The sequence below is a fragment of the Myxococcus xanthus genome (assembly GCF_006402735.1).
Taxonomy (GTDB): domain Bacteria; phylum Myxococcota; class Myxococcia; order Myxococcales; family Myxococcaceae; genus Myxococcus; species Myxococcus xanthus_A.
On sequence record NZ_CP017174.1, the window covers coordinates 6,096,233 to 6,109,710 of the forward strand.

General features: G+C 66.1%; 17 protein-coding genes. 1 reads left to right on the forward strand and 16 read right to left on the reverse strand.

All coding sequences use genetic code 11. The features are described from left to right. Positions 1 to 3: 3 nt before the first annotated feature. The 15 genes from BHS09_RS24780 to BHS09_RS24850 form a co-directional block, all read right to left on the reverse strand. The gene (locus tag BHS09_RS24780; RefSeq protein WP_140799306.1) at positions 4 to 660 is read right to left on the reverse strand and encodes a hypothetical protein; all 657 of its coding nucleotides are present in this window, start codon (positions 658 to 660) and stop codon (positions 4 to 6) included. Next, positions 660 to 1,085, reverse strand: coding sequence for a phage tail tube protein (locus BHS09_RS24785; protein WP_140799307.1), 426 nt, complete (start codon positions 1,083 to 1,085; stop codon positions 660 to 662). The genes BHS09_RS24780 and BHS09_RS24785 overlap by 1 nt, the downstream gene beginning before the upstream one ends. A gap of 8 nt (positions 1,086 to 1,093) precedes the next feature. Continuing rightward, positions 1,094 to 1,510 carry a hypothetical protein gene (locus BHS09_RS24790; RefSeq protein WP_140793820.1) on the reverse strand — a complete coding sequence of 139 codons (417 nt, stop codon included), beginning with the start codon at positions 1,508 to 1,510 and terminating at the stop codon, positions 1,094 to 1,096. A 36-nt stretch (positions 1,511 to 1,546) separates the two neighbouring features. Further along, positions 1,547 to 1,966: a minor capsid protein gene (locus BHS09_RS24795; protein ID WP_140799308.1), complete on the reverse strand. Its 420-nt coding sequence runs from the start codon at positions 1,964 to 1,966 to the stop codon at positions 1,547 to 1,549. Then, positions 1,966 to 2,289, reverse strand: a complete 324-nt coding sequence (locus tag BHS09_RS24800; protein ID WP_140799309.1) for a hypothetical protein — start codon at positions 2,287 to 2,289, stop codon at positions 1,966 to 1,968. Before BHS09_RS24800 ends, BHS09_RS24795 begins: the two co-directional genes overlap by 1 nt. Then, positions 2,289 to 2,945: a hypothetical protein gene (locus BHS09_RS24805; protein ID WP_140799310.1), complete on the reverse strand. Its 657-nt coding sequence runs from the start codon at positions 2,943 to 2,945 to the stop codon at positions 2,289 to 2,291. Before BHS09_RS24805 ends, BHS09_RS24800 begins: the two co-directional genes overlap by 1 nt. A 90-nt stretch (positions 2,946 to 3,035) precedes the next feature. After that, positions 3,036 to 3,449: a hypothetical protein gene (locus tag BHS09_RS24810; protein WP_140799311.1), complete on the reverse strand. Its 414-nt coding sequence runs from the start codon at positions 3,447 to 3,449 to the stop codon at positions 3,036 to 3,038. Positions 3,450 to 3,460: 11 nt separating this feature from the next. Next, a complete protein-coding gene (locus BHS09_RS24815; protein ID WP_140799312.1) occupies positions 3,461 to 4,549 on the reverse strand; it encodes a phage major capsid protein in 1,089 nt (362 codons plus the stop codon). Continuing rightward, the gene (locus BHS09_RS24820) at positions 4,546 to 5,370 is read right to left on the reverse strand and encodes an HK97 family phage prohead protease (RefSeq protein ID WP_140799313.1); all 825 of its coding nucleotides are present in this window, start codon (positions 5,368 to 5,370) and stop codon (positions 4,546 to 4,548) included. The genes BHS09_RS24815 and BHS09_RS24820 overlap by 4 nt, the downstream gene beginning before the upstream one ends. A 35-nt stretch (positions 5,371 to 5,405) precedes the next feature. Beyond that, positions 5,406 to 6,734: a phage portal protein gene (locus BHS09_RS24825; protein WP_140799314.1), complete on the reverse strand. Its 1,329-nt coding sequence runs from the start codon at positions 6,732 to 6,734 to the stop codon at positions 5,406 to 5,408. A gap of 26 nt (positions 6,735 to 6,760) precedes the next feature. Then, on the reverse strand, positions 6,761 to 8,176 hold the full coding sequence (locus tag BHS09_RS24830) for a terminase large subunit domain-containing protein (RefSeq protein ID WP_140799315.1): 1,416 nt from the start codon (positions 8,174 to 8,176) through the stop codon (positions 6,761 to 6,763). Next, positions 8,169 to 8,360 carry a hypothetical protein gene (locus BHS09_RS24835; RefSeq protein WP_237079805.1) on the reverse strand — a complete coding sequence of 64 codons (192 nt, stop codon included), beginning with the start codon at positions 8,358 to 8,360 and terminating at the stop codon, positions 8,169 to 8,171. Before BHS09_RS24835 ends, BHS09_RS24830 begins: the two co-directional genes overlap by 8 nt. A 74-nt stretch (positions 8,361 to 8,434) precedes the next feature. Then, a complete protein-coding gene (gene istB, locus BHS09_RS24840) occupies positions 8,435 to 9,199 on the reverse strand; it encodes an IS21-like element helper ATPase IstB (protein ID WP_140787629.1) in 765 nt (254 codons plus the stop codon). Then, positions 9,196 to 10,812 carry an IS21 family transposase gene (gene istA / locus BHS09_RS24845; RefSeq protein ID WP_140793108.1) on the reverse strand — a complete coding sequence of 539 codons (1,617 nt, stop codon included), beginning with the start codon at positions 10,810 to 10,812 and terminating at the stop codon, positions 9,196 to 9,198. Before istA ends, istB begins: the two co-directional genes overlap by 4 nt. 75 nt (positions 10,813 to 10,887) lie before the next feature. Next, complete coding sequence (locus tag BHS09_RS24850) at positions 10,888 to 11,160, reverse strand: hypothetical protein (RefSeq protein WP_237079806.1); 273 nt, start codon at positions 11,158 to 11,160, stop codon at positions 10,888 to 10,890. A 31-nt stretch (positions 11,161 to 11,191) separates the two neighbouring features. Here BHS09_RS24850 and BHS09_RS24855 point away from each other — a divergent pair, with 31 nt between their 5' ends. Continuing rightward, entirely contained in the window at positions 11,192 to 12,616 is a 1,425-nt protein-coding gene (locus BHS09_RS24855) for a GTP pyrophosphokinase (protein ID WP_140799316.1), read from the forward strand. A gap of 9 nt (positions 12,617 to 12,625) precedes the next feature. On the opposite strand, the gene BHS09_RS24860 is transcribed toward BHS09_RS24855, so the two are convergent. After that, positions 12,626 to 13,342, reverse strand: a complete 717-nt coding sequence (locus BHS09_RS24860; protein ID WP_140799317.1) for a sigma-70 family RNA polymerase sigma factor — start codon at positions 13,340 to 13,342, stop codon at positions 12,626 to 12,628. Between the last annotated feature and the right edge of the window lie 136 nt (positions 13,343 to 13,478).

The window sequence follows — 13,478 nt, forward strand, 5'->3', positions numbered from 1 at the left end:
GGCTCAGGGCGAGCCGTAGCCCCAGGCGAAAGCGGCGCCGTCCTCTGACTGGAAGGCGAAGCCGAGGAACTTCATGGTGTGCTCGTAGAGGGCCCCGGGCGTCAGCTTGTGAGACAGCTCAGGCACCTTCACCCACGCGCGGAAGACTTGGGCCCCGGATGCCTTGCCAACTTCGATGAGCAGCGGAGTCCCTTCGGCCAGTGCTTCAACCTCGAGCTCCGTGAGGGCCAGCCCCGTCAGCTCCCCCGAAAAGTCCCGGAGCGACACCGAACGCCGCTTGTAGGCGTCCCCCATGACTTGCAGCTCGACGACGTCGTTCGTCACCGTGAGGGAGATGGAGCGCACCAGGGCGAGCGGATGGACGGGCAACGCGTAGCCCGAGACGCGCACGAGGGCCGACGGGCCGGTAGCGCTGGCGAGGTGGACGTCGCCGAAGAGCGGGTCTACGTAGGCGTCGACAGGTGTCCAGGCGTCGGCGTCCCCACTGGGGGAAACCTCGACGAACACGGGAGCGCCCGGATTGAGGCGGCGAAGCTCGGGGTCCGCGATTCGAAACTCGGTCCCCGTGGAGTCGGGCGCGGGCACGGCTTCAGCTTCGAGGAACTCGGCAGGCTCACCCGCGATAGACAGCGAGCCGACATGCGCAGCGATGGCGGCCATCAGACGGCCACCGGGGCGCCGTTGCCCAAGAGCTTGCAGGTGAACTCCACGACACCACCCGGGGTCAGCTTCTCGTCGTAGCTGTTGACGACCATCGGGATGCGCTTGCCCCTGGAGCCGGCCGATGCGTTGGGGTCGAAGATGAACGTCACGTAGACGGTGCTCCCGTCGTCGCGCGCGTCACGCAGCACGGACTGCGGCGCGTCGCCCTCCAGGAAGTGTCCCGACAGGTCGGCGCTGGTGTCCTTCAGCGTCTGGACGCGGGACTTGTAGCCCGAGCCGCCGAGGTAATTCGTCTCGACGAAGTCGCCCGTCTCGCTAAGCGACGCGTCCGTCAGGCCATCGACGCGGTCAGCGGACTGGGAGGCATTCGCGTCCGAGCGCACGGAAACACTGTCGAGGTGAGCAGCAACAGGGGTGGACATGTGAATACCTACCGGCTCGGGAAGAGCCGCGAAAGCGTGGCAAGAATTTGGGCGGCAACTGTCTTGCGGAACTTCGCGCGCCCCCGACGGGCGGGCTTGCGCAGGAAGTGGACCGGCGTGGCGAACCGTTGCTCGCCCCAGTGAAACCCTTCGTGAATGGGGCCCGCAGCGTCGTGGGCATACCCAGCCGTTGCGCTGACGCTCGCCTTCGCGTCGTTCAGCTCCGGGCCGTCGACAAACCCGGACGTGCTCAGCGGCGGCTTGCCGTCCGTGTCCCGCGCGCCCACAGGCACCAGGGCGCGACTCGCCTGAAGCACCGTCGACGCGTGTTCGCGAGTCAAAGGCGCCAGGTCGGCGAGTACGGGCCGCTCCACCTTCCGCAGCTTGTCGAGCAGCCTGAAATCAAGAGCAACTTTGAGTGGCATTGCCCCCGGTAAATGCGTGCGCTTTCTCGCCGTGGCTCACGCGCCCATGTCGATGAAGGAGGCATCCACGGTGAAGGTCCACCAATGCCGGTCGCTCCCGTCAGTGCCGACGTAGTTGGGGCTGCCTTCGTCCACCTCAATCAGCACGTAGCCCGCGGCATTCACGAGATGCAGCACGTCGAGGGCCGCGAGCGCGAGCGCCTGTCCCTCCCGGAAGCTCTCACGCGCCGAGCGCACGCGGACCTGACTGGTAACGGTTCGGTACGTCTTGCGGCCCCCGCCGATGAAGCTCTGCGGCGGCTCCCCTCCGGTTTGCAACACGAAGCACGCGACGTCCGGCACCGTGGCGTCGTCGTCTTCGAGCGTCGGGCCGAGAAACAGGTTGGCCCCGGCGCTCAGCCCGAGGCCCCCAGCGGCGAGAATCGTCGCGAGGTCGGCAGCAGTGTCGCGGGCCATTAGAGCCAAACCTTCCGGTAGCGCAGGACGCCCGCCCCGTCGACGTGCTCGTCAAGGGCGGCAGGGCGGCGGGCGTGGTTGAAGTCGGTGATGTCGTCGCCCTTGAACCAAAGTCGGTGGCGCAGCGTGACGGGTGCTTCGGTGTAGACGAGGAAGGACGCGACGAACTCGGCGCCGTTGGCGTCGCGAATCAGCTTGCGACTCGGCTGGATGCGCGCGGGAGCTTCTTGGATGGGGCCCAGCAGAGGAGTCCCCCACGCGTCGCGTCCGACGACTTCGGCGTAGCGGATGAGCTGCCGAAACAGCGCGGCTGGCCCACTCATCAACTCGCCCTCCACAGGACGTGAGGCGCGACGAGCAGCTCGGCGCGGGGACTGGCAAGCCGCTGGCCAGCGCTTCGCTCCCGGTAGCTCACGGACCAATCCCCGAGACTCTCGCTGGACACGTCGGAGTCACGCCCCCGCCCCCGGTACAGCGCGCAGGCTTCGAGGATGGCAGCCTCTTCGACTTCGGCGGGCAGGGTAACGGGCCCCTGGGAGGCATCGAGGGCCACTTGCCCCGGCGTCACGTAGCCCCCTGTGTACGTCACGGCCAGTGCATCGGGGCGCCCCTGCCGCATCTCGACGGTCAGAGTGACGAGCCCGCCGACACGCGCCGTCACCGGCCAGAGGCCAGCCAGCCGGTAGAGAAGGCCACCCGATGCAAGGTCTCCGGCAAGGGTGTAGCTCGCCGCGTCGAGCAGCTCGCCCCCGTCCATCACCTGGAGGACTTCGACGAGCGGCGGGCGGCTCAGGAGGACGTAGGGGCGGCCGTAGCTGTCCGGGTACTCCGTCACCGTGGCCCGCTCAAAGGCCCGGCCGCACAGCCTCGCGATTGCACTGCTGGCGGCAGTGACGCAGCGCTCGACGTGCGAGTCGGAGGGCACGCCCAGGTCGGCGGCCACGGTGGAAGCGAGGCAGAGGTCAGTCGGGCGGGCCATGGAAGGGGCTCAGGACGGCGTAGGAACGACGAAGCCGGGGCCCCCAGGGGAAAGGGAGCCCCGGCCCGGGAAATGCGGCGTGGCGCGGCGCTAGGTGGCGGGAATCTCGTCCGGCCCGCACAGGACAATCAGGCTGGACGCGCCCAGGGTGGGAGATGTGCCCCCCGTGAGGGCCACCGTCTCGACGACTCGGAGGTAGCGCTGCGCCGTGGGGAGCCGGACGTTCACCCGGGCCACCGCGTTAGCCGTGGTCAGCGGCGCGATGGCGGCTTCGGGCAGGTCCGTCCATCCGTTCTGGCCGTCGGCGCTGTCCTGGAGCTTCGCGGCGAGCGACAGGGCCGTCGGCGTGCCCGTGGCGGCCCCCGTGGAAGCCGTCAGCACGCACGAGTCGAAGCTGAAGCGGTCGACAGCGGCACTGTTCCGCGTCCCCGCGCTCACAGCGGCGGGAGCAGTCCCAGGGCGAATGCCGACGAGCACGCCCGCGTCGGTGGAATTGGCGTTCATGGTGGGGCCTCTCAGGTGTAGGTGATGGAGCTGAACGCCTTCGGCTGGCGAACCTTGAAGTCGCCCTTCACGATGGCGCGCACGGTCGTCTCGTCGTACTCAGCGCGAACGTCGTGCTCGGAGAGAATCAAGTCCTCGTCGATGCCGTAGATGAACTGGCGCCAGTCCGCCGAGAAGGTGATGCGCGACACCGGCACGCGGGTCGTCATCACGAAGGGGAAGCCGCGAATCGTGCCCCTATCCAGCATCTCCTGACGGAACACCCAGACGCCGGAATTCTGGAGCTGAAGCAGCGCCGTCGCCCGCGTCGGGTGAAGGACCCACGCCGCGCTACCCATGCGGACATGCGCCGTCAGCGGCAGCTCGACGGCCTTGTCGATGTCGGCCAAGTAGGCTGCCGACGTCGTCCCCGTCGAAGCGAAGGTGTGCGCGGCGTCGAGCTGAGCGAAGAGCCCCTTCGGCGCGGCGCCCGTCCCGTCCCCGTTGAAGCCCGCGTCGTCCAGGCCATCGGCCACCGTCGCCCGGATGTCCTCGCCGACGCCCGCGTCACCCACGCCCGGGGTGCGCAGCAAGTCGTTGCTGATGTCCGTCAGCACCATGCCCTTGTGCGCCTTGAGGACAATCTTCCCGTACTTCGGCGCGCTCTTCGGCACCGTCTCGCCTTCGCCGACCCACTTGAAGACGGACGTCCCGGTTTGCTTGCCCATGTGCAGCTCGCCCTTGAACGTCTGCGTGCGCACGCCCAGCTTGAGCATCGCCGCGTCGGGCCGGAGGAATTCAATCACTTCGCCGCTCTGTTGAATCGGCACCAGCACACCGGCCGAGTCGAACTTGCTGAGCTGAACGGCCTTCTGGACGTCGGCGTTGCCGAAGCGCTTCGAGGCGTCGACCAGCTCGGCGGCTCCGGTGCGGCGTCCCGCCGCGATGACGCTCTTCGCGAAGCCGCCGAAGTTCTCAGCGCTCGCGTAGACGCCAGTCCCGCGCGGCGCGTTGCCCGGCTCAGCCCGGCCCGGGGCACTTCGAGCGGCGGCGTCCACCAGCTCACGCGCGACCTCGGGGCCGAGCGCCTTCACCATCTGTGCGATTTGCTCGCGAGTCATTCTTTCACTCCTCGGATGTAGCCCTTGAATGCCTCGACGAAGCTCTTCGCGGCGTCGGCGGCGTTGAAACCCTTCGTCTCGTCTTCGTCCTCGTCGGGCTCGCTCTTCTGCTCGTCCTCGACGTCTTCCTCGTTCGTCGACTTCGCTTCGTCTTCGTCGGTCGACTTCGCTTCGTCCTCGACGTCTTCTTCTTCGGGCTCGCTCTTCTGCTCGTCCTCATCGGTCGACTTCGCTTCGGCCCGTGCGTCGAGCAGCTCGACAACGCGCGTTGCAATGCGTTCAACGAGGTCGTCGGGCGCTTCGTCCAGGGACTTCGAGCGCACGGCCCGCGAGTTCCCCGGAATCGTCACGACGGAGACTTCGAGCAGTTCCTGCGCGTCGCAGTCGTAGCCGCCGCGCTCGTTCTGCCGATACTGGCCAGGGAGCATGAGGTAGCGGACGGAGACGGCATTCAGGATGCCCTTCGAAACCTTGCGCTCGACCTTCTTCGCGAACTCGTCTTCGTCGTCGAATTCGATATCCACCATCAGGGCATCGCCTTCGACGTAGACGCGCCCCTTCCCAATGGGCAACTGCGGCTCGGCGCCCGTCATCGCGGCGCTCGCCCCGTCGTCGTGGTTGTAGAGGACGACGCCATTCGCGTTGTAGCCGTCCACCCGCCAGCCTTTGACGTTCAGCCGGTCCGAGTAGCGGTCGAAGTCGCCGTCACTCGCTTTGAACTTGAAGACGCGGCGTCCGCCAATGGACTCGACGGCGCTCAACGTCGCCGCGTCCTTTCGAACGGCGCTCAGCCGCAGGGAGCGTGTAATGGTTCCAGACATGCACCCGGTAAATGCGTGCGACTTCTGCGGATGGCTCAACCGTCCTTCGTCGCCTCGGCATGCGCCTGCGCCGAACTTCCTTCGACGGGCGTCGGCGTCTCTCCGGGCTCGTTGGGCTTCTGCCCCGGAAGCAGCTCCGCGAAGCCTTGCCGCTCCGGGTGAGGCTTGAAGCCCGCTTCGACTCGCCACTCGTCGAAGGTGAAGGCGCTCGGGAGCGTCCCCATCACCCGCAGCCGGTGCTCACGGTCGGCAGGCACGGGAGAGTCGTAGGAGAGAATCACGTCGTCTTCGAAGCGGGGTGCCAGGTGCTTTTGCATCGACGCGAGGAAGACTTCGGCGCGTGGCTTCGTCGCCTGCTCGGCAAGGTGTTCGCGCGCCGCGTAGCTCGTCGCCTTGTTGCTGCTCGTCACGTCGCCCACAATCTCCGGCGGCACCCGGTAGACCATCCGCACGAAGTCCATGAGGAAGCGGCGCAGGTCGACGAGCTGCATGTCGCGGAACGGCGTGTCGAGCCGGGCAAACGTCGTACGCCCGCTCGTAATCATCACCCGGCCTGCGTTGGCGGGGCCCCCGTACTCACGCGCGAGCGACTCTTTGAACGCCCTCGCGGGCCCGGCCTGCGACTCGTTGAAGCCCTCAATCGCGATGACGGCGCCCGGAAGCATGTTGTTGAAGAAGGCGTTCTTCGTGAAGCGCGCCGCGTGCTCGTCCGTGTCGACTTCGTCGCCCAGCGAGTAGGCGATGCCGATACCGCGGCCAAGCGGGTCAGCCGGGTTCAGGCGCTTCACGTAGAGCACGCTCGCCGCAGGCAGGAGGAATGTCCGCCCGCCAGCGGCCACCGTGTACGTCCGTTCCGACTTCGGCTTGCTCAAGTCCGGCAGCGCGAGCACGCAATCGGGCGGCACGGGCCACAGGCCCACGGGCACGCCCGCCAGCTCTTCGACGACGGCGAAGAACTCGCCCGTCAAGTCATAGTGAAGGCAGAAGAGTTTCGCGAAGTCGCGGCCCGTCATGTAGTCGTTCGGGTCCGCCAGCAGCCGGAGCAGCGGATGGTCGGGCAGCTCCACCGCGTCCCCCGTCTCGACGAGCGACTTCAACCGCTCCCGGCGCACGTCGCCACCGGCCCGCCGCAGCGACACGTCGACGAGCGACTTCCGCGTCGCGGGGTCCTGCCGCGTGAAGGCCCTCCACGTCACGTCCGCGAAGGCATCGCCCACCGTGTCGACGATGGTTCCCAGCCACGGCATCTCGGCGTAGGCCGCGAGCAGCGCAGGCACCTCGCGGCGTGGCGGGGCCGAAGCCCAGCGACTCAGCTCCAGCCCCGTTCCCTTGCGCTTGCTGCTCCCGCGAAACGCGGCGCGCATCCTGTCCAACATCCCCATGGAGAACCTCACACCGCGAAGAACTGTTCGACGAAGACAAGGTCGTGAACGCCCCAACAGAAGGCGTCGGCCCTGTCGTCGCGACGCCCGTTAATCCCCGTGAATTTGCTGAGCTGCGCTTCGAGCTTCGGGAACGTCCCGACGAACTCGACGCGGCCCGCTTCGGCCAGGGCGGACACCGGCTCGGCGCGCTTGCTCTTCGCGCTCGTCGCCCGCACGGGCTTCACGTTGACGCTGACGCCCATCTCGCCCGCGACGGTGCTGATGAGCGTTTCCACCATCTCCCCGCCCGTGTTCACCTCGACGACGAGCGCGTCGCATCCCCATTCGAGATAGGCCCGAATGGCCGTCGTCGCCCACTCGCGGGGACTGGCCCGGCGCGACAGGTCGGCCAGCACCGAAACGCGCTTGAGCGGCACGCCGTCGGCACCGAAGAGCGCGCTCGACTTGCACCCCTGGACGATGATGCCCGTTTCGTCCGAGCCGGTTTCGCTCGTCGGGCTCGGGTCCACGCTGACGATGCGCCTGTCCAACTGCTGCGCGTACTCGTGCGCGTCTGCCTCCACGCGGCCCCACTTCGCCGACCCGAAGATGGCCCCGGGCACGTCGAAGAGCAGACGCCCGAGAACCTCTTGCTGTCCCCAGCGGGTGTTCGCCAGCGCCCGCATGTTCGCCACGGCTGACGGCGCCAGGTTCGCGAAGTTGCTCAGCGAAGAGCCCGTGCGAAGCACCACGCCCGGCTTGAGTTCCTGCGTCTCCGCGTTGGCGAAGAGCAGCTCTTCAATCTTCTTCAGCGGGCGCGGCGTCCCGGTGAGGAGGAGCTGCGGCGGGTCCTCTCGCGAGCCGATGCGCAACACGAGCGGGAGCTGATCGACCGCGGCCATGTCGTGTTTCCAGGACGCCGGTTCATCCCCCCAACCCCATCCGGCATTCGGACCGCGCAGCCGGTCGGGCTTATCCGCCGAGTAGCAGATGGCATAGACGCCGTTGGGCCACGTCACGCGGCGCTTGCTGGGTTCGTACTTGGGGGTAAACCAGGGAGGCGACAGGGCGAGGATGCCGGACGCGCCGCGAATCATGGTGTCGCGCACGTCCGCCGCAGTCGGGCCGACGAGGGCCCCGACGCTCTTCGCCTGCCACGCCTTTTTGATGACCCAGCGCGCGCCGCACCACGTCTTCCCGAAGCCGCGCCCGGCCATGACGAAGCACGTCGAGAACTTGTCCGGGGGCGACTGCTCGCGACGCGCCCAGAAGTCGAGGTCGTAAACGAGCAGCTCGACTTCCTTGTCGTCGAGCCCGCCGAAGAGCTTCGCGAGCTGCGCGCGGGAGCCGACCGTTTGCACCATCCGCGACGCGGGGGACTCGTGCGGCGCGAGCCCCTCGGCGAACTTCGCCCATGAGCCCTTCAACAAAAAACTACGCATCGCTCGCCCCCTTGTCTTCGAGCTGCTCAGCCGGGGCCGCTTCGGCAGGGGCGGACGCGGGCAGCTCGTCTGGGAGGAACTTCCCCAGCCGGTCAATCAGCAGCTCGCGCAGCGCGGCGGTGTCGGCGGCCTGGTCCTCGGGGCTCTTCGACTCGACGTTGTCGCGGCGGCCGTACAGCCTCAATGGTCACGTGAAAACCGGCCAAAGAGGGTCCCTTCAAAACCGGCCAAAGGGAGAGGACCGAGACAGGAGGACTCCTACCCCGCGGACTCGGAGGTCCGCAACTCCATGGCCCCCTTGGTGCGCCAGCTGCGGGGACCGAATTGGACGACGTGGGCATGGTGCAGCAGACGGTCGAGCATGGCGGCCACGGCGGCGTTGTCCCCCAAGAGCTTCCCCCAGTCCTCCACTGGCCGGTTGGAGGTGATGAGGGTGGAAGCCTTCTCGTAGCGGCGCATGATGAGCTCGAGCAGGTCCTCGGCGGCGGTGGCCGGCAGCTTGCGCATGCCGAGGTCATCGATGATGAGCAGAGGCGCGCCGGTGAGCGCATCGAGCTTCTGGCGTCGGGTGCCTTCGAGGCTTGCTTCGGCGAGCTCCTCGAGCAGGTGGTGCGCCTCGCGGTAGAGGACGCGATGGCCCTGGGACTGGATGACGGCGCGGCCGAGGGCCTGGGCGATGTGACTCTTGCCGGTGCCTGGAGGGCCAAGGAAGAGCGCGTCCTCGCGCCGCTCCACGAAGCCGCCGGTGGCCAGCTCGAAGACGAGGCGGCGATTCATCTTCTTGTTGAAGTCGAAGTCGAAGCCGTCGAGCGTCTTGCCCGCGTCGCGGAAGGCGCCCTGCTTGAGGCGGCGTTGGATGAAGCTGTCGCTTCTGCGAGTCAACTCGTCGTTGACGAGGGCGGAGAGGAAGTCGAGTGGAGCGAGCTTCTCGGCTTGCGCCTGGAGGATGCGGGCCTCGACGGCCTGGGCCATGCCGGACAGGCGCAAGGTGGTGAGGGCGCGGGTGATTTCGACGAGATTCATGTCTCGGTGTCTCCTGGGTGAGGGGTGGGTTGAGTCAGACGGACGATGACGTCGCGGTAGTGGGTGAGCTCGCGGATGAGCGGGTCGACCTGGCGCAGGGTGACGGGAGTGGGCGTGCGTCTTTCGAGGTAGCGGCGCACGAAGCGGTAGGTGGGGACGCCCACCTCGAGAGCCACCTCGCAGGCGTCGTCCAGGGCAGCGGCGCCGTGCTTCTTCACCAGGGACAGCACGCCCAGGATGCGGCGGGTGCCCACCTCTCCTTCTCGGCGGTGCACCTCGGCGCAAAGGGCGGCGACGCCGCGTCCGGCCCTGGCGGCGCGCTCGAGAAGTTGCACGGTGGTGCGCGGCGCGTGGGAAGGCCTGTCCTCCTCGCGTGTGCGGTGGTGGCCGCGAGGGGCCCGGGTGTGCTCCCGGAGCAGTTGCCCCGTAGCGGGCAGCAGCAGGCGGACGTGGAGGCTGTCCCACTGCACGTGCAGCTTGCGGCCGATGTGTCCCGGGGGCACCGAGTAGTACGCGCCGTCCACCTCGACGTGCCCGTCCAGGTGCACCACTCGCTCACCGTAGGCGTAGTAGCGGAAGGGCTCCACGGGCAGGGCCAGCAGCCATGGGCGCTCCTCGCCGAACATGGCGGCCACCTGGCGCTTGGTGGTGCCGTGGATTCGGGTGTCCGCCCACTTCGCCTCCCACGCGTCGAGGTAGACCTGGGCGGCCTCCAGCGACTCGAAGCGCAGGCCCTTCAGCGGCGTGCGCTGCGCGTGGCCCACCGCAGACTCCACCTTCCCCTTCCTGTCCGGGTGGCGGACTCGGGCCGGCAGGGCCGTGGCCCCGTAGTGGGCCAGCACGTCCCGGAAGAGCGGATTGAGGGCCGGCTCGTAGACGTCGGGCGAAAGCACCCCCTCACGCAGGTTGTCCAGCACCACCGTGCGCGTCACGCCTCCCAGCCGCCGGAAGGCCTCCTCGTGCAACTGCGCCCACGCGCGGCTGGAGGACTTCCAGCACAACAGCCGCACTGACTTGCGGCTGTAGCCCAGCGTCATGACGAACATGCGCGTGCGCCGGTATTTCCCCGTCTCCGGGTGGCGCACCATGGGCCCCTCCCCATAGTCCACCTGCGCTTCCTCGCCCGGCGTTGTGTGGATGACGGCCTTGGCCTCCGGGCCCTGGCTGTCGCGCAACGCCCGGACGAAGCGGCGCACGCTAATGTAGCTGCCCGTGTAGCCCTGCGTGTCGACGAGCTCCTCGTAGATGGCGCGCCCGTTGCGGCCCACCTCCAGCCGCTGCCGCACCAGCTCGACGTAGGGCGCGACGATGCTCGCCGATACGTGCCGGACTCCGGCTCGGCTGCGCGGCATGGAGTCGGTGGTCCCCTCATTGGCCGGTTTTGCTCCGGCGGCCTCGGCCTCCGGCTCACTCGCCTCGGTGGTCCCCTCATTGGCCGGTTTTGACTTGCCCCACCGGCGCGGTGGACGGATGCCCACGCCCGCGGCCTTCAGGTAGCCGCTGGCCGTCTCACGGCGCACCCCCGTCGCATCCTCGATACGTCTCAGACTCCAACCCAACCGCCCCAGGGCGATGACCTGCTGCTTCTTCTCGTCGCTCAAGACGTTGCCCATCCCCCGGGCGGACTCCACGTCCTACCCGGGCGTCAACGTCTCGGCCCTCCCCATTGGCCGGTTTTCAGGGGACCTTCATTGGCTGGTTTTGGGTGACCACTGAGGGTACAGCTCCGGGAAGCGGCGGCTCAAGAGCCACTGGACGTGCTTGGGGTTCGTCGTCGCGGCGGCCTGGAGCGTCTCCGTCGCGGACTGCATGAACTCGGATTCGGCTCGGTTCACCGCGACGAAGAACTCGCGGTAGAGCCCGCGCGCCTCGCTGGCGCCACGGTGGAACCATCGGGAGATGGTCTGTTCGTCGACGCCCACGAGGCCCGCAGCCGCGCGACGGAAGAGGCCCGCGCGCAAGTGCTCGCAGATTTGCTGCTGAAGCTCAGGAGTGAGTTTGGTTGGTCGCGCCACACCCGGTAAATGCGTGCGGTTTCGCGAAGTTTTTCGGGGGAGCGCTCAACAAAACGCATCGACCCCACGGTTTTTCTCAGAATTTTTCGAAAGTGGGGGCGCTCCGAGCAAGCCAGGATTCCGCCGCAGACAGAAAATCCGGACGGGCGGGGTGCGCGCTTTACAGGCACATCAAAAAAACAACCACGCCACCCAACGTCACAAACTACGCACTGGCCGAATCCAAGCTAGAGTAGAACTGGCTCGAAATGAAGCCATACTCAAGACCACACCGCGCAGGCTCTACACCATGACGAAGATGAAGACCAAGACTCCCCCCCCAAAGAGCATCTCCGGAAAAGCCTCCATTAAGGCGTACGAAAGTCTTCGCCCGCAGCTCGAAGCCTACAACAAGAAACTAGGGGACCTTCTTGCAGAGTTGATGAATAACAACAAAATCAAAGTTCAGTCCCTTGAGCATCGCACGAAATCCATCGACAGCTTCAGCGAAAAAATCAGTCGCCCCGGGAAGAGATACTCAAATCCAATCAAGCAAATGACCGATCTAAGCGGCCACCGAATCATCGTCTACTACACGGACGACATCGATAAAGTATCCGAAATCATTCAAAGCGAATTCGCCATCGACATAAAAGCATCGGTCGACAAGCGGGACGAACTGGCTCCCAACGAATTTGGATACCTGTCAAAACACTACATCGTCTCCCTCAAGGAACCAAGGGCATCGCTTGCTGAGTGGAAAGCGTATGCCGGTTTTAAGGTCGAAATTCAACTAAGAAGTGTGTTGCAACATGCCTGGGCGGCAATAGAACACTCACTGCAGTACAAGGCTGACACCGACGTCCCCATCAGTTCTCGGCGCCAACTATCCAGACTCTCGGGGCTATTTGAACTAGCCGACCAGGAATTCTCTGCTCTTCGCGCAGCACAACAACGCCTCGCAATCACAACACGAGAGGCATTCGACAAGGGGGCAAACGACATAGAAGTCAACGCAGTCACAATGCTTGAATACATCAACCAGTCGAGGCTTTTGGATGAAATCCTCAAGATGGCCATCAATGCAGGATTCACTCCTGCCAACGAACAGGATGCTAGAGACAAGGACAAGGCAGACAAGCATAGCATCTCCGGGATCGTTCAAATCGCCAAGGAAGGACGAATCGGATTCGGCGATTTCCAGTCCCGTCTGCGCAGCAACAAGAAAACAATAAAAATATTCTTTCAGGAGGTCTTCAAGGCAAGCGAAATCCCCTGGATAGTGACAAAGCCATTCGCACTACTAATGGCGTGCTGTCTCATCTTCAGAGAACTAATCACCAAGGAAATGCTCGGACGTCTGGGCTGGAACCTTGAAATTGCCGAGATAGTCCTCTCTGCAGCCCGAAGAAGCTCTTCCTGACATCAATCGTCATCTTTTTCCCGAGCAGACAACCAGCTCGCGCAGTTCATCCAGCGCACGCGCGAGCATCCGGTCAACGCGGCTCTTCGGCGCGCCCCAAGCTTCCGCCACGGAGCGCACCGACTGCGCCGGGCGATTGAGGCCGAAGACGCGTGAGACAAGCTCCCGCTGTTCAGGGGCCAGTCGCCGCACGGCATCGAACACCAGCGCTCGCCGCTCAGCCGCCAGCAGCTCGGCTTCGGGCGTGTACCCGTCGGGCTCCAGGCACGACATCTCGCGGAGTGCGGATTCCAACTCGTCGACCCACGAGTCATCGGCCGAAGCACCGTCCGAGAAATGAGACGGCATGTCCATGCGGTGGACGCGGACGACGTTGCCTTCGTTGCTGTGGAGTGAACGCACGGTGCGACGCTTGTGTGCGCCGTCGCTCAGGTGAACGTCGGTGCCGTGCAAGCGCGCGTACTGCTCGCAAGCAGCCCGAGCCCGGAAGTAGGCAACCTGGCCGAACGACTGGCGCCCCCTCGTGGCGTCGTACTTGGACACCGCGCGAAGCATCGCCATGGAGGCAACTTGCGCGAGGTCATCAGGCGACAACGAGCCCGCGATGGGCAAGAGGGCCCCGACGATGCGGCGGATGAGGGGCTTCACGGAGTCGAGCAACTCAGCGGACAACCGTCGATCCAGCACGGCGTTGCCGCTCGCGCGGGCCGACAGGATGAGGGACACGAGTTCGGATTGCCGGGCCGCCCGAAGGCCATACTCACTGTGTGAAACATGCTTCTTCGCACTCCCCCTGCGACAAACCGCTGCGTGAGACATCGCCCCGCCAGGAGCATGCCGCATGCCGACTACGCTCGATTCA

Excerpts from the sequence above, each read along its gene's own strand:
- BHS09_RS24790 (WP_140793820.1), bottom strand. The coding sequence starts at position 1,510 with ATGCCACTCAAAGTTGCTCTTGATTTCAGGCTGCTCGACAAGCTGCGG.
- istA (WP_140793108.1), bottom strand. The coding sequence starts at position 10,812 with ATGGGCAACGTCTTGAGCGACGAGAAGAAGCAGCAGGTCATCGCCCTG.
- BHS09_RS24820 (WP_140799313.1), bottom strand. The coding sequence starts at position 5,370 with ATGTCTGGAACCATTACACGCTCCCTGCGGCTGAGCGCCGTTCGAAAG.
- BHS09_RS24830 (WP_140799315.1), bottom strand. The coding sequence starts at position 8,176 with ATGCGTAGTTTTTTGTTGAAGGGCTCATGGGCGAAGTTCGCCGAGGGG.
- BHS09_RS24795 (WP_140799308.1), bottom strand. The coding sequence starts at position 1,966 with ATGGCCCGCGACACTGCTGCCGACCTCGCGACGATTCTCGCCGCTGGG.
- BHS09_RS24785 (WP_140799307.1), bottom strand. The coding sequence starts at position 1,085 with ATGTCCACCCCTGTTGCTGCTCACCTCGACAGTGTTTCCGTGCGCTCG.
- BHS09_RS24825 (WP_140799314.1), bottom strand. The coding sequence starts at position 6,734 with ATGCGCGCCGCGTTTCGCGGGAGCAGCAAGCGCAAGGGAACGGGGCTG.
- BHS09_RS24805 (WP_140799310.1), bottom strand. The coding sequence starts at position 2,945 with ATGGCCCGCCCGACTGACCTCTGCCTCGCTTCCACCGTGGCCGCCGAC.
- BHS09_RS24815 (WP_140799312.1), bottom strand. The coding sequence starts at position 4,549 with ATGACTCGCGAGCAAATCGCACAGATGGTGAAGGCGCTCGGCCCCGAG.
- istB (WP_140787629.1), bottom strand. The coding sequence starts at position 9,199 with ATGAATCTCGTCGAAATCACCCGCGCCCTCACCACCTTGCGCCTGTCC.
- BHS09_RS24800 (WP_140799309.1), bottom strand. The coding sequence starts at position 2,289 with ATGAGTGGGCCAGCCGCGCTGTTTCGGCAGCTCATCCGCTACGCCGAA.
- BHS09_RS24780 (WP_140799306.1), bottom strand. The coding sequence starts at position 660 with ATGGCCGCCATCGCTGCGCATGTCGGCTCGCTGTCTATCGCGGGTGAG.
- BHS09_RS24810 (WP_140799311.1), bottom strand. The coding sequence starts at position 3,449 with ATGAACGCCAATTCCACCGACGCGGGCGTGCTCGTCGGCATTCGCCCT.